Annotated in this window: 22 protein-coding genes and 1 tRNA gene; 13 read left to right on the top strand and 10 right to left on the bottom strand. The window is 73.1% G+C overall.

The genetic code is table 11. The features are described 5' to 3' along the window. Positions 1–75: 75 nt before the first annotated feature. The 3 genes from B7K23_RS06735 to B7K23_RS06725 all read right to left on the bottom strand — a co-directional run bounded on the left by B7K23_RS06735 (position 76) and on the right by B7K23_RS06725 (position 4,593). Positions 76–2,367 carry a heavy metal translocating P-type ATPase gene (locus tag B7K23_RS06735; protein ID WP_084125582.1) on the bottom strand — a complete coding sequence of 764 codons (2,292 nt, stop codon included), beginning with the start codon at positions 2,365–2,367 and terminating at the stop codon, positions 76–78. Positions 2,368–2,446: 79 nt separating this feature from the next. After that, positions 2,447–2,818 (bottom strand): hypothetical protein, encoded by a 372-nt coding sequence (locus B7K23_RS06730; protein WP_084125581.1) that lies wholly within the window; start codon positions 2,816–2,818, stop codon positions 2,447–2,449. A 242-nt stretch (positions 2,819–3,060) separates the two neighbouring features. Continuing rightward, entirely contained in the window at positions 3,061–4,593 is a 1,533-nt protein-coding gene (locus B7K23_RS06725) for an MFS transporter (RefSeq protein ID WP_084125580.1), read from the bottom strand. A 266-nt stretch (positions 4,594–4,859) separates the two neighbouring features. On the opposite strand from B7K23_RS06725, the gene B7K23_RS06720 reads away from it, so the two are divergent. The 12 genes from B7K23_RS06720 (at position 4,860) to B7K23_RS06665 (ending at position 14,699) form a co-directional block, all read left to right on the top strand. Further along, the gene (locus B7K23_RS06720) at positions 4,860–5,423 is read left to right on the top strand and encodes a TetR/AcrR family transcriptional regulator (RefSeq protein WP_084125579.1); all 564 of its coding nucleotides are present in this window, start codon (positions 4,860–4,862) and stop codon (positions 5,421–5,423) included. Between the two features lie 199 nt (positions 5,424–5,622). Further along, positions 5,623–5,889, top strand: coding sequence for a hypothetical protein (locus tag B7K23_RS06715; RefSeq protein ID WP_084125578.1), 267 nt, complete (start codon positions 5,623–5,625; stop codon positions 5,887–5,889). A gap of 223 nt (positions 5,890–6,112) precedes the next feature. Then, positions 6,113–6,646, top strand: a complete 534-nt coding sequence (locus tag B7K23_RS06710; protein ID WP_084125577.1) for a hypothetical protein — start codon at positions 6,113–6,115, stop codon at positions 6,644–6,646. Beyond that, positions 6,643–7,566, top strand: coding sequence for a hypothetical protein (locus tag B7K23_RS06705; protein WP_084125576.1), 924 nt, complete (start codon positions 6,643–6,645; stop codon positions 7,564–7,566). The genes B7K23_RS06710 and B7K23_RS06705 overlap by 4 nt, the downstream gene beginning before the upstream one ends. 103 nt (positions 7,567–7,669) lie before the next feature. After that, positions 7,670–9,052, top strand: a complete 1,383-nt coding sequence (locus B7K23_RS06700) for a V-type ATPase 116kDa subunit family protein (protein ID WP_084125575.1) — start codon at positions 7,670–7,672, stop codon at positions 9,050–9,052. Continuing rightward, positions 9,049–9,468 (top strand): ATP synthase subunit C, encoded by a 420-nt coding sequence (locus tag B7K23_RS06695; protein WP_084125574.1) that lies wholly within the window; start codon positions 9,049–9,051, stop codon positions 9,466–9,468. The genes B7K23_RS06700 and B7K23_RS06695 overlap by 4 nt, the downstream gene beginning before the upstream one ends. After that, a complete protein-coding gene (locus tag B7K23_RS06690; RefSeq protein ID WP_084125573.1) occupies positions 9,465–9,710 on the top strand; it encodes a V-type ATP synthase subunit F in 246 nt (81 codons plus the stop codon). Before B7K23_RS06695 ends, B7K23_RS06690 begins: the two co-directional genes overlap by 4 nt. Next, complete coding sequence (locus B7K23_RS06685) at positions 9,707–10,231, top strand: hypothetical protein (RefSeq protein ID WP_084125572.1); 525 nt, start codon at positions 9,707–9,709, stop codon at positions 10,229–10,231. Before B7K23_RS06690 ends, B7K23_RS06685 begins: the two co-directional genes overlap by 4 nt. After that, positions 10,228–12,027 carry a V-type ATP synthase subunit A gene (locus B7K23_RS06680; protein ID WP_084126223.1) on the top strand — a complete coding sequence of 600 codons (1,800 nt, stop codon included), beginning with the start codon at positions 10,228–10,230 and terminating at the stop codon, positions 12,025–12,027. The genes B7K23_RS06685 and B7K23_RS06680 overlap by 4 nt, the downstream gene beginning before the upstream one ends. Further along, complete coding sequence (locus B7K23_RS06675) at positions 12,024–13,565, top strand: V-type ATP synthase subunit B (protein WP_084125571.1); 1,542 nt, start codon at positions 12,024–12,026, stop codon at positions 13,563–13,565. Before B7K23_RS06680 ends, B7K23_RS06675 begins: the two co-directional genes overlap by 4 nt. Next, positions 13,558–14,208 carry a V-type ATP synthase subunit D gene (locus B7K23_RS06670; protein ID WP_084125570.1) on the top strand — a complete coding sequence of 217 codons (651 nt, stop codon included), beginning with the start codon at positions 13,558–13,560 and terminating at the stop codon, positions 14,206–14,208. The genes B7K23_RS06675 and B7K23_RS06670 overlap by 8 nt, the downstream gene beginning before the upstream one ends. Next, positions 14,208–14,699, top strand: a complete 492-nt coding sequence (locus tag B7K23_RS06665; RefSeq protein WP_084125569.1) for a universal stress protein — start codon at positions 14,208–14,210, stop codon at positions 14,697–14,699. Before B7K23_RS06670 ends, B7K23_RS06665 begins: the two co-directional genes overlap by 1 nt. 16 nt (positions 14,700–14,715) lie before the next feature. Here B7K23_RS06665 and B7K23_RS06660 read toward each other — a convergent pair whose 3' ends face one another. Beyond that, the gene (locus tag B7K23_RS06660) at positions 14,716–15,669 is read right to left on the bottom strand and encodes a carotenoid biosynthesis protein (protein WP_159451347.1); all 954 of its coding nucleotides are present in this window, start codon (positions 15,667–15,669) and stop codon (positions 14,716–14,718) included. 100 nt (positions 15,670–15,769) lie between these two features. Between B7K23_RS06660 and B7K23_RS06655 the strand changes: the two genes are divergently transcribed. Then, positions 15,770–16,414, top strand: coding sequence for a TetR/AcrR family transcriptional regulator (locus B7K23_RS06655; protein WP_159451346.1), 645 nt, complete (start codon positions 15,770–15,772; stop codon positions 16,412–16,414). A 63-nt stretch (positions 16,415–16,477) separates the two neighbouring features. On the opposite strand, the gene B7K23_RS06650 is transcribed toward B7K23_RS06655, so the two are convergent. From B7K23_RS06650 to B7K23_RS06625, 6 genes are all read right to left on the bottom strand, one after another. Next, a tRNA-Arg gene (locus tag B7K23_RS06650) sits at positions 16,478–16,553 on the bottom strand. A 49-nt stretch (positions 16,554–16,602) separates the two neighbouring features. Then, on the bottom strand, positions 16,603–17,334 hold the full coding sequence (locus B7K23_RS06645) for a sulfite exporter TauE/SafE family protein (protein ID WP_084125567.1): 732 nt from the start codon (positions 17,332–17,334) through the stop codon (positions 16,603–16,605). Between the two features lie 82 nt (positions 17,335–17,416). Beyond that, positions 17,417–18,403: an aldo/keto reductase gene (locus B7K23_RS06640; RefSeq protein WP_084125566.1), complete on the bottom strand. Its 987-nt coding sequence runs from the start codon at positions 18,401–18,403 to the stop codon at positions 17,417–17,419. Positions 18,404–18,471: 68 nt separating this feature from the next. Beyond that, positions 18,472–19,488: an amidohydrolase family protein gene (locus tag B7K23_RS06635; RefSeq protein ID WP_084125565.1), complete on the bottom strand. Its 1,017-nt coding sequence runs from the start codon at positions 19,486–19,488 to the stop codon at positions 18,472–18,474. Then, complete coding sequence (locus B7K23_RS06630; protein WP_084125564.1) at positions 19,485–20,438, bottom strand: NAD(P)-dependent oxidoreductase; 954 nt, start codon at positions 20,436–20,438, stop codon at positions 19,485–19,487. The genes B7K23_RS06635 and B7K23_RS06630 overlap by 4 nt, the downstream gene beginning before the upstream one ends. Continuing rightward, the gene (locus tag B7K23_RS06625) at positions 20,435–21,517 is read right to left on the bottom strand and encodes a PrpF domain-containing protein (RefSeq protein WP_084125563.1); all 1,083 of its coding nucleotides are present in this window, start codon (positions 21,515–21,517) and stop codon (positions 20,435–20,437) included. Before B7K23_RS06625 ends, B7K23_RS06630 begins: the two co-directional genes overlap by 4 nt.

Genomic DNA, 21,517 nt, shown 5'->3' with positions numbered 1-21,517 from the left:
TGCCGACACTCGTTGTCGGACGCTCAGGACGCTAGCACGCGGCGCCGCGCGCACCCCGTCTTCCCCAGCCCGACCTCACGCGTGGGTCGGCATGAGGCTGAACGCGTCCTCGTCCTCCTGCGCGTTGTGCAGCCGCAGCACGCCGTAGAGACCGTAGAGCATGCGCCGCAGCTCGACGATGTCGTCGGGCTCGGGGTCGCCGTCGATGAAGTCGAGCAGCCTGCGCATCCGGCCCACCTGGTGCTCGATCTCGGCGTGCGTGCGGCTCAGCGCCGCGACCGCCTCATCCGTCCCCCTCGCCCGCGCGACGAGGGGGACGAGCCGCTCCTCGTCGGCCCGCTCGTGCGGCAGCAGCTCGGTCTCGAGCGCATGCACGAGGCGAGAGACCTCGGTGATGTCGGGGTCGTGCGCGTCGAGCGAGTCGGCGACGGTCGCGAGCCGTTCCACGAGAGGGGCGACGCTGTCGTGCTCCTCGTGCAGCGCCGCGAGGGTCGCGCGGTCCTCGTCGCTCAGCGTGACGCTGTGGACACGACCCGGCAGCACCGCCCGGAGCGCGATCGCGATCGCAAGCAGGTCGATCACCTCCTGGAGCGCGGCGCCGGCGACGACGGGCAGGTAGCCGAGCGCGGCCGCGACCATCGCGATGAGCGACAGACCCATCCCGACCCCGACCGCTTGAAGCGCGATGCGGCGCGAGCGGGCCGCGACCGCCATCGCGTCCGCGAGCGCGTCGATACGGTCCACGGTGAGGACCACGTCCGCGGCCTCGGACGATGCGGTCGCTCCCCTCGCCGCGAGTGCCACGCCGACGTCGGCGGCGGCGAGCGCAGGAGCGTCGTTGATCCCGTCGCCCACCATGACGGTCGCGCCGTGGTGCCGCTCGTGGGCGAGGGCGTTCAGCTTGTCCTGGGGAGTGCAGTCGGCGAGCACCTGGTCCACGCCGACGATGCGCCCGACGGTCGCGCCGACGTCCGCCCGGTCCCCGGTCGCCAGGACGATGCGGGTGACGCCGGCCGTGCGCAGGGCCCGGACCATGCGGGGCGCGTCGGGACGGATGGGGTCGCGCAGCAGCAGCGCGGCGGCGACCTCGCCGTCGACCTCGACGAGCGAGAGCGCGGAACCGTCGAGGTCAGCGCGCTTGCGCACGCGCCTCACCCACGGCGCGGGAGAGGGGCCTGCGAGCCACGTGAGCCGACCCACGCGGACGCGATGCCCGTCGACGGTCCCCGCCACTCCCTGGCCGTGGGTCTCGTCGACGTCCGTGGGCATCGTCAGGCTCAGCCCGCGGGCGCGCGCCGCCTCGACGATCGGGCCGGCGAGGACGTGGGCCGAGAGCTGGTCGACCGAGGCCGCGAAGGCGAGCGCCGCATCGTCCTCGCACCCTGGCGCCGTGACGATGTCGGCCAGCTCGGGGCGACCCCGTGTCAAAGTGCCGGTCTTGTCGACGACGACCACGCGTCCGCGCGCGAGCTGCTCGAGCGCGCCTCCGCCCTTGATGACGACGCCGAGCCGGGCGGCGCGGGACAGGCCCGAGACGATCGCGATCGGGGCGGCGAGCAGGAGGGGGCACGGGGTCGCGACCACGAGCACCGCGACGGCGCGCACCGGGTCGCCCGCGAGCGCCCAGGCGGCTCCGGCGAGCACGAGGGTAAGCGGCACGAACGCGACCGCCCACCGGTCGGCCGTGCGCACGAACGGCGCCGAGATGCCCTGCGCCTCCTGGACGAGGCGCACGAGCGCGGCGTATGTCGAGGTCTCGGCGGTCGTCGTGGTGAGCAGCTCGGCGGGTCCGCCGACGTTCACGACGCCCGAGCGCACGTCCTCGCCCGCGGGTCGCCCGACGGGGAGCGGCTCGCCGGTGAGCGCGGACTCGTCGAACGTGGAGTCCTGCGCGAGTCGACCGTCGACCGGGACCACCTCGCCGGGGCGGACCAGCAGGCGGTCGCCGACGCGGACCTCGTCGACCGAGATCTCCTCGAGCCCGTCAGCCGTCACACGCCTGGCCGTCCGCGGTGCGCGGGCGGTGAGGAGGCTCAGCTCGCGCCTCGCCCGAGCGTCTGCCATCGCCTCGAGGACCTGCCCCGTGGCGAGCATGAGGGTGATGATCGCGCCCGCGAGAGGCTCGTCGACGGCGAGGGCGCCCGCGAGGGCGAGCACCGCGATGACGTCGACCGTCGGCCGCTTCTGAGCGGCAGCCTGCACGGTGGCCGCGAGCGCGAAGACGAGCCCGAGAACGGTGCCGGCGATCCACAGCCAGCGTGCCGCATCGTCCATGTCGACGAACCAGGCGACGCCGCCCCCGGCCAGCAGGACGCCCGAGACGACCAGCACGATCATCTCGAGGTTGCGCCGCAGCCAGCCGTCCATACCTCCAAAGTACGCCGCTAGCAGGGACGAGGCGCGGTCAGCCGGTCCGCGGCGGCAAGCGCGTGTGAGCCGGTCCGGCTCAGCCGACCACCTGCGCGACCGCCCACAGGGGCACGACGTGCATGGTCTCCCCCTTGGTGAGCGCCTCGGCGATCTCGTGGAGCCCGGCGGGGCGGGACTCGCGGCGGCCGTGGACGGGGACCGAGGACGGGTCGTCCGAGCGGAACGCGTGACGCACGTCGGGGTCGGAGTAGAAGACCTCGACGAAGTCGTCGCCCGGCGCGTACGGGGCGACGCCGCGCATCCCGTGGCCGGTGTACCAGTACACGACCAGGCTGTAGGCCTCGAGGTGCTCGAGCACGCGCTCGGCGTACCACCGCCACGGCAGGATGTCCCCGCCGGCCGACTGGAGTCCGCCGATGGTCGTGCTCACGCGCTCCCTTGCGCTCATGCCTTCATTGTGCGCCTGCCGCGCGTCGAGTGCCAGGGGTCATCCGCAGAGCAGACCCCCCGTGCAGCACACACAGCGACGCCCTCCGAGAATGGGCTCGGAGGGCGTCGCGAGGGACGATGCGGGGGCCGCCTCACGGCGGGCCCGGCTCGTCGGTGCTGGGGGCTGCCTCACGGCAGGCCCGCGTCACCGAGGATGAGGTGCGGGGACGCCTCCCGGCGTGCCCGGCCTCCCCGGAAGGGCTAGCGCTTGTCGGCGCTGCCCTCCTCGAGAGCGGCGGCCGTGACGGCAACCGCCGCATCGATGTCCGCCGGGGCGATCTCGCCCTCAGCGTCGCCGTGGCTCTCGCCATGGGCGGTGGGACGCATGTTGACGAGGATCGCGGCGGCGACCGAGGCGAGCAGCACCGCGCCCACCGAGATCCACATCGCGGTCGTGAAGCCCTGCACCGCGGCCTCGGCGAGCTCTCCCGCGGTCGTGGACCCGTGGTCGGCGATCCAGTCGGCGGTGACGTTCGCCGCGACCGTGTTGAGCAGCGCGATCCCGATGGATCCGCCGACCTGCTGGGTCGTGTTGAGCGTCGCGGACACGACGCCCGCGTCCGTGCCCCGCACGCCGCCGGTCGCGGTCGCCATCGACGGCATGAACGTCATGCCCATGCCGAGGCCCAGGAACAGCAGGCCAGGCATCACGTGCACCCAGTACGACGAGCCGACCTCGATCTGCGTGAGGAACAGCAGCGCACCGGTCGCGAGCAGCGTGCCGGGCACCATGAGGCGGCGCGGGCCGACGCGCGGCAGGAGCCTCGCCGAGATACCGACGGCGCCGGTCATCATGCCGAGCACCATCGGGAGGAACGCGACACCGGTCCTCATGGGCGAGAAGCCCTGGACGCCCTGCAGGTAGTAGGTGAGGAAGAGGAAGACGCCGAACATACCGATCTGGGTGAGGCCGACGACCGTGAGGGCGCCGACGCGGTTGCGGTCGCGCAGCAGGTGCAGCGGCAGCAGCGCGTGCGGGGTGCGGCGCTCGACCAGGACGAAGGCCGCGAGCAGCACCGCGCCGAGCGCGAACATCGACAGCACGAGCGCGGAGGTCCAACCGTCCTGCTCCGCCTCGCTCAGGCCGTAGACGATCGCGAGGACACCGCCGGTGACGAGCAGTGCGCCAGGGACGTCGAGCCTGGTGCGGATGCCCTCGACGCGGTGGTCGCGTAGGAACAGCGACGCCCCGATGATCGCGACCACAGCGATGGGCACGTTGACGGTGAGCGTCCAGCGCCAGTCGACATACTGCGTGAGCGCGCCGCCGAGGATGAGGCCGATCGCGGCGCCTCCTCCAGCGATCGCGCCGTAGACGCCGAGCGCGCGGGCCCGCTCGCGGGCGTCGGTGAAGGTGACGTTGAGCATCGACAGCGCGGCCGGTGCGAGCAGCGCGGCGAACACTCCCTGCAGCGCGCGGGCGATGATCAGCATCGCGAAGGTCTGCGACAGCCCTCCGAACGCGGAGGCCACGGCGAAGCCCGCGAGGCCGACGATCAGGGTGCGCTTGCGCCCCATCACGTCGCCGAGCCGGCCTCCGAGCAGCAGCAGTCCGCCGAACGCGAGCGTGTACGCGGTGATGACCCACTGGCGGTCGGCGTCGGAGATGCCGAGGTCGGCCTGCGCGGTGGGGAGTGCGATGTTCACGATGGTCATGTCGAGCACGACCATGAGCTGCGCGAGCCCGATCGCGGCGAGTCCCCACCAGCGGCGGGGATCGGGGGTGGTGTCCATGAGGGACCTTTCGTAGGCGCGGGGTCGCCGAGGAGCTCGGACGATGCCGACGGTGGCGGGTGCCCGTGGGGGCGGATGTCCTGGCCCCGGGGGGGGGGCGAGGACGATGCGGCGGCTGGCTTGGCGGGACGAATGAGCTCAGGGACATTCGACCCAGGGGAACTTCCTAGCCGCCCGGTAAGTTGATACTGTGAGACTAAGCCGGAACTAGCCGGTCGTCAAGTCAGAATCATGAGTAGAATTCAGGGAGCTGAGGAAGGACCGCCATGACAGAGACCGCCGCCCGCCGCCGGGGAGACACCCGCGCGCGCATCCAGGCCGTCGCGCTCGAGCGGTTCACCGACAACGGCTACGACCAGACCTCCCTGCGCGAGATCGCCGAGGATCTCGGGGTCACGAAGGCCGCGCTGTACTACCACTTCAAGACCAAGGAGGAGATCCTCGACTCCCTCCTGGCGCAGGCCTCCACGCAGATCGAGGAGCTCGTCTCGTGGATGAAGGCGGGCCCTTCCACGCGCGAGCGGCGACTCGAGCTCATCCGACGACTGGGCGACATCACGTTCGGCGTTCCTGGCGAGGTGCTGCGCTGCGTGCAGCAGAACGAGGTCGCCCTGCGCAACCTCGACGGCACCACCAACCTGGTGCACGACCTCAAGGTGCGCCTGTGGGAGGCCGCCCAGCCCGAGGACGCGACGGTCGCCGAGCGCCTCCGCGTCCGCATGGCGATCATGACGGTCCTCATCGCGAACAAGCCCGGCAGCGACCTCGGCGGCACCGTCGAGGAGCGCGCCGCCGCCGCGCAGGAGATCGCCGCCGATCTGGTGCCGTAGGTCAGCGCTCACATCACTCCCCTCCCTCGCTGCGTCCGCGCCCCTCGCGGCCGGACGCACCGACCGCCGATACCACCCACGTAGTACCCGCAAGTGTCTCCATCCGGCGGATGGAATCTCCCGCGCATCCCGGCACCCTTGAAGGGTCAAGGCGCACCGCCCACGCAGGCCGCGCCCACTCATCCCGATTGGATCCGCCATGCTCTCGCGCGCCGTCCCAGCCCTCGTCCAGACCACGATCTACGCCGCGCTGCTCGTCGTGATCGCCACGCATCTGCCGGACCCCACGATGGCGAGCGCGACGACGGCTGCCGCCGCGGACGGCGCACCGATCGCCTCCCACCCGAGCGCGACCGTGAATCTCCTCCACCTCCTCGGAGTCCTCGGCCCGCTCACCCTGGTCGTCGGCGGTCTCGCGATCGCCCTCGAGTCCAGGCTCGCTCCTCGCGACAACGGCGACGCGTAGGGCGGGTCAGGAACGGCGGGGCCGCGCGCCATCCTCTCCGCGCACGGCCCCACCCGCACCCCGGTGAGGCTCGGCGTCTCGGCGCCGGGCCTCGCTCCCGGTTTCGCTTCCCACCAGGGATGTCGCTGCTTCCCGGCGCCGCGCGCGCCCGCCGACCCGGGAGTAGATTCGAAGGCGAGGGGGCGGCCGCTCCGCCCCGCCGCGTCCGGCTCGAGGAAGAGAGATGCGCTGGCAGGAGATCCTTGACCGCTTCCGCCCGGTGACAGCACCTGGAGGAGCGGCCGAGTCCGCCGCGCACGTGGCCGCACGCACGGGTGCCGCCCTCGAGCTCGCGCCCGTCTTCGCGATCCTCGACGCGGATCTGACCGCGGCGACCGACCTTGCGTCCGTCGCGGAGTCCGCGGCGGCCGACCGGCTCGACAATGCCCGCTCAGATGCCGCGGCCGTCGTGGCCCGCGCTCGCCGGGAGGCCCCCGCGCGCGAGGCCGAGGCCGCCGCCGCGATCCTGTCCTCCGCCGCGGAGGACGACGCGCGCACGACGGCACAGGCGCGACGAGACGCCGAGCAGCTCCTCGCCTCTCGCGCCCCGCGCGTAGACGAGGCGGCCGCCGCGGTGATCTCGCGCCTCGTCGAGGACCTGGGCGGCGATGCCTCCTGGAATCGCATGAGGGCCGATCTCGGGGCGGATTCCGGGCCTGGTGCGATTCCAGGGCGCAGGAGCGGTGCGGGCAGGGACGATGCGGGGGCCGGGTCATGAGCGCGGGCTGGGTCGCCGCCTCGGTGCGGGTGCGCGCGCTCGCCGCGGGCCGCGCCGGGGAGGAGGGCGCCGCGCGCCTTGCCGCGGTCCGCTCGTGGCGCGAGGCCGAGGACCTGCTGGCGAGGTGGAGCTATGGTGTCCGCGCCGCGGAGGCCACCGGCCCCGAGGATCTCCAACGGGCCGTGCGCGAGACCCTGCTGTGGCAGCTGCGCGTCCTCGCCGGGTGGGCGCCCGCCGCGGGCACGGGCATCCTGCGCGCGGCCGCCGCGAGGTTCGAGCGGGACAACACCCTCGGCCGACTGCGCGAGCTCGACGGCGGCTCGTCGGGTGCGCCCTACGACCTTGGCGTGATGGAGACCTCGTGGAGCGTGCTGCGCCGTGCCGAATCCTCCGACAGGTTGCGGGAGCTCCTCGCGCGGACCTCGTGGGGCGAGGTCCCTGAGGGCGAGGCAGACCAGCTCGCCGACCTCCTCACCGCCGCGTGGCTCACCCGGTACGCGCAGGCGGCACCCGCCGCGCGGACATGGTGCGCGCGCGATCTCGCGCTGGCGATCGCGCGGCTCCGGTTCGTCGACGGCGTCCACCCCGGACCGGCGCTGCGTCAGCGCGTCGGCCCCCTCCTGGGCCACGCGTGGGAGAGCGCGACCGACCTGCCCTCGTTCGCCATCGGCCTCCCCACCGGCACCCGTTCGGCGTTCGCCGACATCGCCTCTCCCTCGGGGCTCTGGCGCGCGGAGGTGCGGACCTACGCCGCGATGGAGGCCGAGGCCGCCGCGATGCTCCGCCAGGGCAGCCCCGGTCCCGACGTCGTCGTCGCGGGGATCGCGCTGCTCTCCGCCGACGCGTGGCGCGTCCAGGCAGCGATCGCGACGATCGACCAGGGCCCGGCCGCGAGGGAGGTGCTCGATGTCGCCTCATGACTCGCAGACCGTCCCTCCTCGGCGGGGTGTGACCCCGCGTCGAAGGAGCGCAGCGCGGGACCGCGAGACGCGGAGCGAGCGCGGCCCGCGCGGCCCCCTCGCGATGGACCGCGTCGGCATCGTCGTCCACACCCAGGACCGGGACCGCGCGCTGCGGATCCTCGCGCGCGCGGGCGTCGTGGAGCTCGAGCTCAAGGGCGCGGGCGCGGCCGAGGACGACGCGCTGCCCGGAGACCAGGAGCTGCAGCGTGCCGCTGCGGCCGGTGTGGTCCACGAGCGGCTGACCGGCTGGGTGGGGTGGATGCCGCGCCGCGAGCGCTCCGGGCTCGCGGCGGCGCTCGCGGCGCTCGGAGGAGCGGTGGTCCCGCTGCGCGTCCCGCCGGGCGCACAGCCGCCCACGCTCATGGCGCGCGGCACGGGCGACACGTCGCGCACGCTCGTCGACACCTACGGCGTCGTGCCCTACGCCGACCTGGACCCCGCACGGCTCGCGGCGGCCGCGTACATCCTGATGTTCGGCATGATGTTCGGCGACGTCGGCCACGGCGCGATCCTCGTGCTCGTGGGGCTCGCGCTGCGCGGACGGTGGATCGCGCGCTTCCGCGGCATCCAGCGCACGTGGTTGTTCGTCACGCTCGCGGGCCTCACCGCGATGGTCTTCGGCGCCCTGTACGGCGCGGCGTTCGGGCCCACCGGGCTGGTGCCAGTGCTGTGGCTCGACCCGATGGAGGAGCCCGTCCCCCTGCTCCTCGCCGCGGTCGCGCTCGGCGCGGTCCTGCTCGCGGGCTCGTACGCGACCGGCACGGTCAACCGGGTGCGCGAGGGCGGCTGGGCCTACGCCCTGTACTCGCGCTCAGGGATCGCGGGATCGGGACTGTTCGTCGCGCTCGGGCTGCTCGCGTGGGGACTCGCGGCGCACGTCACCCCGCTCATCGCCGCCGGGCTGGTGCTCGCGCTCACCGCGCTCGTCCTCATCTTCATCGGGGTCCTGTCCGAGGCCGGCGGTGGCGCGACCGCGATCCTCCAGGCAGGGATCGAGTCCGTCGACAGCATCAGCCGGCTCGGCTCGAACATCGTCTCCTTCGCGCGCCTGGCCGCATTCGGCCTCACGCACGCCGCGCTGCTGAGCGTGATCTGGTCGGGCACCACGTCGCTGTGGGGCTCGTCGGCCTGGGGCTACCCCGCCGCGGTCCTCGTCTTCGTGGTCGGCAACATCATCACGTTCGGGCTCGAGGCGCTGATCGCCGGGATCCAGGCGCTGCGGCTCGAGTACTACGAGCTGTTCTCCCGCGTCTTCGTCGGCGAGGGCCGCGCCTTCGACCCCTGGCATCCCGCCCTTCCGGACGATGCGGCAGTCGCCTCCCCCGTCGCCGTCGCCTCCCCCGCCAGCTCGGCGCCGTCGTCCACCCCCGCCTCGCTCCACTCCCCCGCCTCGCTCCACTCCCCCGCATCGTCCCCGACCTCCACCGAAAGGACCGAGCCATGACTCCCTGGCTGCTCGCCCTCCCCCTGCTCGCGCTCGTCGCGGTCGGCGCGACGTGGCTGCTGCGCCGGCACCGCAGATCCGGCGTGATCGCCCTCGTGGCGACCAACGTCGCGGTGCTCGCCGGGGCCGCGCTCGTGCTCATGACCGGCACGGCTGCGAGCGCCGCCACCGACGTCGCCGAGGCGACGGCCGAGACCACGGCCGCGAACGGGTCGGCGCTGATCGCCGCTTCCATCGCGGTCGCGGGCTCGTCGATCGGCGCCGCGATCGCCGTGGCGTACACGGGCTCCGCCGCGCTCGCCGCGATGAGCGAGCGGCCCGAGATGTTCGGCCGCGCGATGGTCGTCGTCGGCCTCGCCGAGGGCATCGCGATCTACGGCCTCATCATCGCGATCATCCTGATCGGCCAGGCATGACGCACCCGGCCGGCCTCACGGAAGGCGTCGTCGTCGCGCTCGGCGAACGCCGGGTCGTCGGCGCGTTCGCGCTCGCCGGCGCCCGGGTGACGTCGGCCGAGGACCCCGATCAGGTGCGAGCCGCGTGGGACGCGCTCGGCCCCGACGTCGGGCTCGTGCTCGTCACCACGGAGGCCGCCGCCGCGCTCGGGGAAGCGATCGACACGATCGACGCGCCGCTCACGGCGGTGATCCCGTCATGAAGCCCCTCCCGCCCCGCTCCGCCGAGCAGCTCGTGCCTCTGCGCGCGGACATCCTCGCGCGCGCGAGGGCCGCGGCGGAGCAGGTGCGCGCGGAGGCCGACGAGAGCGCCGCGACGATGCTCGCCGACGCCGAGCGCGAGGCGGAAGGGATCGTCACGCGCGCCGCGGAGTCCGGCGCCTCGACCGCGCGATCCGATGCCGCGCTCAGGTCCGCGCGCGAGCGTCGCCGCGCCCACGAGCTTCGCCTCGCGGGGCGGGAGTCGCTGCGCGGCGACCTCGAGTCTGCGGTGCTCGCGCGCGCGGCCGCCCTGCGGGACTCGCCCGACTACCCGCACATGCTCGAGGCGCTGAGGGCCCGCGCGGCCGCGCTGCTCGGGCCCGAGGCGACGCTCACCGAGCACCCCGACGGAGGCATCGTCGCGACCCAGGGCGCACGCCGCCTCGACCTCACGATCCCCACGCTCGCGCGGGCGACGCTCGAGTCGATGGCCGGGGAGGTGTCGGCGCTGTGGCACGCATGAGTGTGGACGGAAGAGAAGCCTCCCCGGACGCGCGCGTCGGCCGCACCGTGCGCGTCACGGGTCCCCTGCTCGAGGCCGAGGGCGTCGCGGACGTCGCGATGGGCGAGATCCTCCACGTCGGCGAGGACCGGATCAGCGCCGAGGTGGTCGCCGTCGAGGGCGGCCGCGCGACGATGCAGGCCTACGAGTACACGGGCGGCGTCCGTGTGGGCGAGGCGGCGACAGGCAGCGGGCAGCCGCTTACCGGGCTGTTCGGTCCGGGCCTGCTCGGCGCGGCCTTCGACGGCCTGATGCGCCCCCTCACGTCCGCGCCGATCTGGCTACGCTCCGACCGCCCCGAGTCCGTCGCGAGCGACGATCGCCGCTGGCACTTCGTCCCGTCGGTCGCGCTCGGCGACGCGGTGACCGCCGGCGACGTGCTCGGCACGGTGCCCGACTCGGGCGCGGTCGAGCATCGCGTCGTCGTCCCGGCGGGGGCCTCAGGCGTCGTCTCGTGGATCCAGGACGATGCGGAGGTCGGCTCGCTCGACGTGGTCGCCCGGATCGGAGTCCCCCAGAGCGGCGCCCTCGGCGCCGATTCTCCCGGGCCACCCGAGACCGAGGTGCGGCTGTCCGAGAGGTGGCCGATGCGCCGTCCGCGCCCCTTCAGCGAGCGCCTCACCGAGCCCGTCCCCCTGCACACCGGCCAGCGCGTGCTCGACCTGTTCTTCCCCGTCGCGCGGGGCGCGGCGGCCGCGGTGACCGGCGGCTTCGGCACGGGCAAGACGATGCTGCTCCAGCAGGTCGCGAAGTGGTGCGACGCCGACGTGATCGTCTACGTCGGCTGCGGCGAGCGCGGCAACGAGATGGCCGACGTCCTCGACGACTTCGGGCGGCTCGTCGACGAGCGCACCGGTGGGCGGCTCGTGGACCGCACCGTCGTGGTAGCCAACACGTCGAACATGCCGATGATGGCGCGCGAGCTGTCGATCTACACGGGCATCTCGATCGCCGAGTACTACCGCGATATGGGCCACGACGCGGTCGTGATCGCGGACTCGACGTCGCGATGGGCGGAGGCGCTGCGCGAGTTCGCGAACCGGCGCGGGGACCTGCCGGCAGAGGAGGGCTTCCCCGCGGACCTGTCCTCCCAGCTCGCGGCGTTCTACGAGCGCGCAGGGCGGGTGACGACGCTCGGCGGCCAGGAGGCCTCGGTCACGGTGATCGGCGCAGTCTCCCCTCCCGGAGGCGACATGTCGGAGCCGGTCACGACCATCACACAGCGGTTCGTGCGCGCGATGTGGATGCTCGACCGCGACCTCGCCTACGCGCGGCACTATCCCGCAGTGCAGTGGTCGGGGTCGTTCGCGCGCGACACCGACTATCTTGCGCGCTGGCAGACCGTTCACGGTGACCCCGAGTGGGCGGCGCGCAGGGCCAGCGCGCTCGAGATCCTCGCCGAGGCCGACCGGCTGTCCTCGCTCGCGGAGGTCATCGGGGTCGGGTCGCTGCCCGGCCGCGAGCGCATGGTCGTGCTCGGCGGGAGGCTGCTGCGCGAGGCGGTTCTCTCCCAGAACGCGCTGAGCCCGAACGACGCCTTCTGCTCGGGCGGCAAGGGCGCGGCGCTGCTCACGCTCGTGCTCGAGGTCATCTCCGCGTGCCACGACGCGATCGACCGTGGGGCGACCGCCACCGCGGTGGAGCGGCTCGACTTCGGGCCGGTCATCCGGGCCTCGCAGGACGTCGGGCCCTCCGACGCGGCCGGGGTCGCGGCGATCCGGGAGCGCATGCTCGCCGAGATCGGGGCGCTGCCATGAGCCCTCGCCCGACCGACGCCACCGAATCTGCGCCCGAACGCCGGGACCGGCCCTCGGCCCTCGCCGGGGCACGTGTCGGGCACGGCGACATCCGCGCGATCCGCGGGCCGCTCGTGGTCGTTGGAGGCGTCGACGGGGTCGGCTGGGACGAGTCCGCCGAGGTGTCGACGCCCGGCGGGATGCGCCACGGGCTCGTGCTGGACCTCGACTCCGACCAGGCGACCGTGCAGGTCTTCGAGGGCACCGAGGGGCTCACCCCCGGTGCGGTCGAGGTGCGCTTCGGCGGCCGGCCGCTGCACATCCCCGTCGGCACCGACTGGCTGGGCCGGGTGTGCAACGGGCGGGGCGCGCCGCTCGACGGCGGCCCACCGATCGCGGAAGACCGCTTCGCTCCGGTGGCGGGCTGGCCGCTCAACCCCGTCGAGCGGGAGCCTCCGCGCGAGCCGATCCTCACCGGGGTGTCCGTGATCGACGCGCTCACCACGCTCGTGCGCGGCCAGAAGCTGCCGATCTTCTCGGTCGCGGGGCTGCCGCACCTGAGCCTCGCGACGCAGATCGCGGCGCAGTCGTCGAGCCCGGGGACGCGGTTCCGGGTGGTGTTCGCGGCGATGGGCCTCACGCACGCGGACATCGCGTTCGTGCGCGACCGACTCGAGGAGCGCACCGCGTCGGGCGAGCTCGTGCTGCTGCTCAATGCGGCCGACGACCCGCCGATCGAGCGCATCCTCACGCCGCGGCTCGCCCTGACCGTCGCGGAGCACCTCGCGTTCGAGGAGGGCGCCGACGTCCTCGTCGTCCTGTCCGACATGACCAGCTACGCCGAGGCGGTGCGCGAGGTCTCCGCCGCGAGGCGCGAGATCCCCGCGCGGCGCGGCTACCCCGGCTACCTGTACTCCGACCTCGCGACGCTGTACGAGCGCTGCGGTCGAGTGCGCGGGAAGGACGGCTCGGTGACGATCGTGCCCGTGCTGACCATGCCCGCGGGCGACATCACCCACCCCGTCCCGGACCTCACCGGATACATCACCGAGGGCCAGATCGTGCTGTCCCCCGAGCTCGCGGCGCGAGGCATCTACCCGCCCGTCGACACCCTCAGCTCGCTGTCCCGGCTCATGCGCAGCGGTGCGGGCGCGGGACGCACTCGCGACGACCACCTCGACGTGGCGGCGCAGGTGCTCGCGGCGCTCGCGCGCGCACGGCAGTCCGCCGCGCTGGCCGAGCTCGTGGGCGCCTCCGCGCTCGGCGAGACCGATCACGCGTACCTCTCCTACCGGGAAGCGATGGAGAAGGATCTGCTTCACCAGGGGCGTGCGGAGTCGAGGACGCTCGAGGAGACCCTCGACCGGGCGTGGGCCGCTCTCGCGACGCTGCCACGGCAGGAGCTGACCATGGTGTCCCCCGCGCAGGTCGCGGCGCACCTGCCGGACCCCGGAGGCCCGGACGGAAGCGACGCCCCGGCCTCCCCCGCATCGTCCCCTCCCGAGACCGCATCGCCCCCGCCGCCAACCTCCTCGACCGAGGAGGTGCGCGATGCCTGACGTCGGCCGCGCCGCCCGACTCCGCGTGCAGCGGCAGCTGGCGATCGCGGAGCACGGGGTCGAGCTGCTCGAGCGCAAGCAGCGCATCGTCGCGGCCGAGCACGAGCGGCTGCTGCTGCGCGGCGACGGCCTGGGCCTGAGGTGGGAGCGCGCGGCGGGCGACGCGCTCGGCTGGGCCTCGAGGGCCGCGGCGCTCGACGGCTGGGAGACGATCGCCGCCGCCTCGCCGCTCACCTCGGCGCGGGTCTCGGTCGCGCCCGGGCACGTGATGGGGCTCGAGTTCCCGGACGATGCGACGGTCACCGTCCCCCGTCCGCGGCCGGTCGGCGCGAGCACGGCGCTGTCCTACGCGGCGGAGTCGATGGCCGCGGCGATCGCGGCCGCCGCCTCCTACGCGGCGAGCAGGCGCGCGGCCGCGACGGTCGCCGCGGAGCTCACCGCGACCCGCACTCGGCGCCGCGCGGTCGAGCATCGCTGGATCCCTCAGCTCACGTCCGAGCTGCTGAGGATCGAGCGCGCGCTCGACGAGCTCGAGCGCGAGGAGAACCTGCGCGTGCGCTGGGCGGTGGGCGCACAGGGTGGCCGCGAGGGCGGCCGGGACGATGCGGCGCGGACCGAGGCCGCCACGGCGGGGGGCGCGTGATGGACGACGCGAGGCAGGGCGCGCCCGGCGCCGCCGCGCGGGGGCCGAGCCGCGGCCCGATCGGCGGCCCGGTGCTGGTCGCGGTGAACGACTCGCCCGCCTCCTTCGAGGCCGCGGAGGTGGCGATCGCGATCGCGCGCGCGCTCGGCGTGACGCTGCGCGCAGTCGCGGTCGTCGAGCACGATGGCCTCGTCGCCGGATCGCCCGAGGCGGTGGCCTTCGAGTCCGCGCGAGAGCAGGCCTGCACCGCGGCGCTCGGACACGTGGAGCGCCTCGCCTCGCGGGCCGGGCTGGTGGCCGGCCTCGTGACGAGGCGCGGGCGAGTCGCGGCCGAGGTGCTCGCGGAGGCGGATTCGTGCGGGGCCGATCTGATCGTGCTGGGCCGCATGGAGCGCCCCGGGCACGTGGTCAGCGGGATCGGCTCCCACACGATGCACGTGCTCGAGTTCGCGCGTGCACCCGTGCTGGTGGTGCCGCCGAGCGAGGGGTGAGGCGCATGCGGAGCGGTCAGGCCGCCTGGACCCCCGCGTCGACCTCACGGGACGCCGCGTTGGCGCGCAACCCTGCGCGAAGGACCGCCGCGAGCAGCGCGACGTGGATCGCGGTGAACAGGAGGCTGGGCACGTAGCCCTCCTCGATGCCGGCGGCGAAGGCCAGCCCGATGTCCCACAGGTGCATGATCACCGGCAGCGCGAGCAGGACGCCGTCGAGCTTGAGGTCCAAAGGCTTGTCCCACTTCGCGTAGCGGAACAGCAGGAAGATCGCGACGCCGAAGTTCAGGGCGAGCATGACGCTCTCGGCGAGCAGCCCGTAGCCCTGGAGCGCGTCCCAGCCGAAGAGGAGCACGAGGTTGATGGGCGACACGAGGACGAGCAGGGACGGCACGATCGCGAGCAGCGGCGCGCCCGTGATCAGCCACGACCTGCCCTTGCGCTCACCCAACCTGTCGAGCAGGCCGACGAAGAGCGCGAAGTACAGCATCATCGTGAACCAGCCGGAGAAGTTGAAGACCGGGATGCCGAAGAATCCGCCCTCGTAGTGCATCGTCCAGTTCCACTGGCCCGAGGCGACGCCGTCGATCACGTGGATGTCGAACACGTTCGACGGGTCGACCGTCATGTCCTGCAGGGAGCCGATCGCGCCCGCGACGAAAGCGCCCGCCCACCACGGCAGGCGGAGCTGCTCGGCGAGCCACAGCGCGCAGTACAGGGTCACGGCCTCGATCAGCAGGATGCTGAGCGGCACCTTGCCGATCATCATGATGCGGTCGGTCGAGTAGTCGTAGATGTTCTGCCAGACGCCGATGTTCTCGAAGGCACCCGCGTAGATCACGAACGCGATCATCACGAGGATGTGCTGCTTGGCCTTGGTGCGGCCGGCCGCGTGGATGACCGCGGCGAGGAACACCGCCACCGACAGCACCTCGAACAGGAACCAGCTCACCGGGGTCCCGAAGATCATCGACATTCTCCTTCTCGCGTCCTACTTTTTGCCGTGCGGCAAAAACGTTAGCATGACTCGAGACGAGTCGCCCGTCGGACGGCTTCGGAGAGGAGCGCGCATGGCCCAGAGCGCCGACCCCGCTCCCCGCCGCATCGGGCGCCCTCCCCGGCTCAGCCGCGAGCGCATCGTCGAGGTGGCGGCCGAGATGGACCCCGCGAACCTCACCCTCACCGCGGTCGCCGACCGGCTCGGCGCCGCGCGCAACGCCGTCGCGTATCACGTCGGCAGCAGGGAGGATCTGCTCGCCCTCGCGATCGAGCGGCGCCTCGCGGCGCGACTCGCGGATCTCAGCGTCCCGCTCGACGACTGGCGAGCAGCCGTGCGCATCGCGACCCACGGCATGCTCGACGCGCTCCTTCAAGAGGGTCCCGCCGCGCTGGCCGTGACCCGCGCGCCGCTGCCCGGGGTGATCGGCCCGTCCGAGGACCTGCTCACGGCGCTCACGCGCGCGGGATTCTCGGCGCACGATGCGGGACGCACGTTGGGAATGCTCGCCGAGCTGGTCTACGCCGCGGCGCGCAACTCGCTCGACTCGGGCGCGGCGTCCACGACCGCCTCGGCGCTCGACCAAGTGGTGGCGAGCGCCGCCGACAGGTATCCGACGTTCGCCGAGGCGCTCAGCGAGCGCTGGGAGCCTCGCGAGCAGCTCGACTTCAGCCTCGACGTGGTGATCCTGGGGCTCGAGAGGGTGCTCGACCGCTGAGCGCATCCGTGCGGAGATGCGAAAGCCCGGCGAGCCAGTGGAACTGACCTGCCGGGCCGATGCTGGTGCGCCTGGACAGATTCGAACTGTCGACACCCGCTTTAGGAGAGCGGTGCTCTATCCCCTGAGCTACAGGCGCGGGGCATAGACAAGGGTACCGAATACGCCCAGAGGCTTCGACTAGCCCCTCACCCGAGCTTGAGGATCCCGTCCACGAGGGTCGCGAGCGCGCCCACCCAGCCGACCGCGAGCGTCACGCGGCTCGCGACCGTCCGGCTGAGCCGCCGCGCGATCACATTGCCGACGAGCAGCCCGACCGCCATCGCGACGACGAGCGCGGCCCAGCCCGCGACAGACAGCGAGGGCCAGTCCGCAGGGTCCGCCATGAGCCGCGCGACGACGGTGGTCGACGAGATGGTGATGAGGTAGGGCTGCAGGGTGGCGGCGAAGGACGCGTGCTCCCACCGCGTCGCGCGCGCGAGCACGATCAGCGCGACCCCGCCCGCGCCCGCGAGCGTGGTCATGAGCCCGGCCACGAGGCCGCCGCCGGCCATCATCGGCACGTTCCGAGGCAGATGACCGCCGCGCACGGACATGATCGCGATGAGCGACGCGATGAGGATCAGCGCGGCGACGATCTGCGCCTCGGCGAGCGGCAGCCGCTGCGCCGCGAACACGCCGAGCGCGATGCCCGCGAGGCTCGGCGGCACGAGCACCGCGTAGGCGCGCCAGTCGATGTCCCGCCACGTCGCGAGCAGCACCAGGAAGCACACGATCACGCCGAAGAGCTGCACCAGGACGATGCCGGGGCCGGGTCCGAGCGCGAGGACGACGAAGGGCGCCACGACGATCGCGAAGCCGATGCCGGAGACGCGATGCAGCAGGGAGCCCGCGAGGACCGCGGCGATGATCAGGGCCATCGCGTCACCTCACTGCGCAAGCGGCGAGGCGAGCAGCGACGCGGAAGGCGACGCGGCGCACGGCCGCGCGGCGGCCGGGGGCCTACCAGCGGGTGTGGACGTGCTCCCGGATCTGGTCGTTGTAGATCTTGGCGAGCGCCGCCATCGTCTCCTCGGGGATGGTCGGCAGCTCGCCGACCGCGGCGTTGAGGCGCGCCTGCTCCGGGGTGCGCGCGCCCGGGATCACGGTCGTGGACCCCATCTGCTCGACCCACCTGAGCGCCATCTGCGCCGTGGTCCAGCCGGAGGGCGTCAGCTCTGCCACGTCCTGGGCTGCCTTCACGCCGATCTCGAAGGGCACGCCCGCGAAGGTCTCGCCCACGTCGAAGGCCGAGCCGTCGCGGTTGTAGTTGCGGTGATCGTTCGCCGCGAAGGTCGTGGTCGCGTCGTACTTGCCGGACAGCAGTCCCGAGGCCAGCGGCACGCGCGAGATCACCGCGACGCCTCTGTCGGTGGCGGCGCGCAGGAACCGCTCGGCGGGCTTGCGACGGAAGACGTTGAAGATGATCTGCACGGACGCGAGGTCGTCCTCGCCGATCGCGTGCAGCGCATCGTCGCAGATCTCGACCGAGATCCCGAAGTCGCGGATCCGACCCTCGTCCTTGAGCACGCGCAGGTCGTCGTAGGTCTGCGGGTCGCGCAGCACCTCGGACGGGGGGCAGTGCAGCTGCACCAGGTCGAGGGTGTCGACGTCGAGGTTCTCGCGCGAACGGTCGGTCCAGCGTCGGTAGTTGTCGAGCGTGTACCCCTCGGCGACCTGCTCGGGCAGGCGGCGCCCCATCTTGGTCGCGACGAAGAAGCCGTCCGAGTCGTCCCGGTCCTTGAGGAACTGGCCGATCGACTTCTCCGAGCGGCCGTCGCCGTACACGTCCGCGGTGTCGAAGAACGTCGTCCCCGCGTCCGCCGCGGCGTGCAGGATGTCCTGCGAGCGCTGCTCGTCCGTGTCGCCCCAGTCCCCGCCGAGCTGCCAGCAGCCCAGGCCGATGCTCGACACGCTCCTGCCGATCCGTTGCGCCTTCGCAATCCTCATGGGGCCACCGTAGCGAAGATCGGCAACTGTCACCGGGTGCCCGAGGGCTGGTAGTCGGCAAGAAGGACTCAGGCGGCACGCGCGGCGAGCCGGTTCGCGAGCCGCGGGTACACCCGCAGCGCGTTGCCGGACAGGATGCCCGCCCGCTCGTCGTCGGTGAGGTCCGCCGCCATGACGTAGCGCAGGGTGTCGTCGAAGTAGTGCCCCGTGGTCGGGTCGATGCCGCGCACGGCCCCGACCATCTCCGAGCCGAACAGGATGCTCTCCTTCGGCATGACGTCCATGAGCAGGTCGATGCCGGGCTGGTGGTAGACGCACGTGTCCAGGAAGACGTTCTCCATGAGCCGCTCGGCGTGGCCCGGCTTGCCGAGCATGTCCGACAGCCCGCGGTATCGGCCCCAGTGGTACGGCACCGCTCCCCCACCGTGCGGGATGACGAGCCGGAGCGAGGGGAAGTCGGCGAACAGGTCGCCCTGGAGCAGCTGCATGAAGGCCGTCGTGTCGGCGTTCATGTAGTGCGCGCCGGTCGCGTGGAACGCCGGGTTCGCGCTCGCCGAGACGTGGACCATGCCCGGCACGTCATGCTCGACCATGCGCTCCCACAGCGGGTACCAGTACTTGTCGGTGAGCGGCGGGGAGGTCCAGTGGCCTCCGGAGGGGTCGGGATTGACGTTGACGCCCACGAATCCCATCCCGACCACGCGGTCGAGCTCACGGATCGCCTCGTCGACGCCCACCCCCGCCTGCTGCGGGAGCTGTGCCACTCCGACGAACGTGTGCGGGTACAGTGCGACGGCGCGCGCGATGAGGTCGTTGCACACCGCGGCCCACGCGGCCGACGTGGAGATATCGCCGCGGTGGTGCGCCATCGCGGACGCGCGCGGCGAGAAGATCGTCATGTCGGCGCCACGCTCGGCGATCAGCCGCAGCTGGTTCTTCTCGAGCGTCTCGCGGATGTCGTCGTCCGAGATGCGCGGATACACCGGCGCGGCGGTTCCCGCGGCCCACGCCTCGAGCTGCGACTCGCGCCACTCGGTGTGCGGGGCGGGTGCGGTCGTGTAGTGACCGTGGATGTCGATGATCATCGCGGTGCCTCCTGGATGGTGTCGGGTGCGGCGGTGGCGTCGATAGCGGTGGCGTCCTCGCCTGTCGTCAGATGGATGCCGGATGCGGCGAGCAGGGCGTCGACGAGGCCCATCGTGGTCTCCTGAGGAAGGACGTCGCAGAACTGGGCCGACCAGCGCTGGCGCTCGACCGTGGCGCGCGCCATGTACGGCTCGACCCCGGCCTCCGCGACGGTCGCGGCGGCCTCCTCCATCTCCTCCGCCCGACGCGTGCCGTGCTGGACGGCGCGCGACATGAAGTAGCCCGCGACCTTCTCCCAGTCGGCGGGCGGCAGGATGTTCGGCAGCGAGTCGAGCACGTCGCGCTCGACCCCGAACGTGCGCGCGGCCAGGAGCGACTCGGTGAGCAGCGCCTCGAGCCCCTTCACGATCACGGACCGGCACAGCTTGGTCGCGGCGGCGACGCCGACCTCGCCGCCGAGCGCGGTCACACCCGTGATGCCGTAGCCGTCGGCGATGCCGAGGAACGCGCTCGCGTGCGCACCCCCGAGCAGGAACGGCGACGCGAGCCGCTTGGGCCCGATCGGCGACATGAGCGCGGCCTCGACGTAGCGGCCGCCGTGCGACTCGACCGCGTCGCGCGCCGCCTGCTTGTGCCCGGGCGACGAGGAGTTGAGGTCGAAGAGGAAGGCCCCCGGCTCCATCGCGGGCGCCGCCGCCTCGGCGGCGGCCACGGAGTTCGACGCGGTCACGGCGCTCACGACGAGCGCGGCCCCGGCCACGGCATCGTCCATGGACGATGCGGGGGTCACCCCGAGCTCGCGGGCGTTCACGGAGGCCTTGCTGTCCGGGTCGGCGAAGGCCGTGTCCCACGCGGCGATGTCGCCGCGGCCGACCGCGCGCAGGTCCTCGACGAACACGCGGCCGACCTCGCCCAGGCCGATAAGCGCGATGCGTCCCTGCGCGGTCATGAGGAGGGCTCCTGGTGTCGGGGACGGCCCGGCCGCGGATGGACGAAGCCATCCATGATCATGCGAGCGGTGCGGACGACGCGGACCGGGCCGATGCTCGAGTCGTCGCCTTCCGCGAGGTCCACGTAGAGGTCGAAGAAGCCGGTCGGGTGCTCGACCCGCACGACGTCGCCGACGCCCGGCTGCGCCGCGAGGGAGTGCGCGACGGAGCCGGGCAGCCGGACAGCGGCCGCGACGGAGGCGGCGCCCAGGACGCCGATCGCCTCGTGCACGCGGTACGGGATGAAGCTGCGGGTGCGGACCGCGCCGCCCTCGGCGGGCGCCGACACGAGCACGATCTTGGGAGTGGTCGTCGTCTCCGGGGTGCCCTTGATCCCCATGACGGGGAACGCGGCCGCGCGGATCTCGGCGACCTTGGCGACCACCGCATCGTCCGCCTCGAGGTCCTTCGGCGCCTCGTCCCCGACGACGCCCAGGTCCGAGGCCCTCACGATCACCGAGGCCATGCCGGCGTTGACGAGCGTCGCCTCGACGCCCGCGAGCATGTCGATCACGTTGCCGGTGGGCAGGAGCGCGCCCGCCGGCGGCTCCGATTCGACCTCGACGGGCGCGGCGGTGCCGGGGACGCCGGAGATCTCGGCGTCGCCGTCGTACGTCACCTCGCCTCCGGGGGTCTGGATGGTCAGGGTCGCGATCGCGCCGGTGTTGACCAGGTGCACGCGCACCGAGGTGGTCCCGTCGCGCGTCGGCACGAGGCCGCGCTCGAGCGCGAACGGCGCGGTCGCCGCGAGGATGTTGCCGCAGGTCTGCGAGGTGGAGACGACCGGCTTGTCGGGCACGACCTGGAGGAACAGGTAGTCGATGTCGGCGTCGGGGCGCGACGAGGGGCTCACCACGCCCACCTTCGACGTGAGCGGGTGCGCGCCGCCGAGGCCGTCGATCTCGCGCGGATCGGGGCTGCCCATGATGCGCAGCAGCAGGTCATCCCGCGCGGCCTCGTCCTCGGGCAGGTCCGAGGCGAGGAGCAGCGCGCCCTTCGACGTGCCTCCTCGCATCAGCGCGCACGGGATGCCGGCCAT

Source organism: Demequina sp. NBRC 110054 (assembly GCF_002090115.1).
Lineage (GTDB): Bacteria > Actinomycetota > Actinomycetes > Actinomycetales > Demequinaceae > Demequina.
Note: the sequence above shows the minus strand (reverse complement) of the source record. Positions and strands in the feature narration are given on the sequence as shown.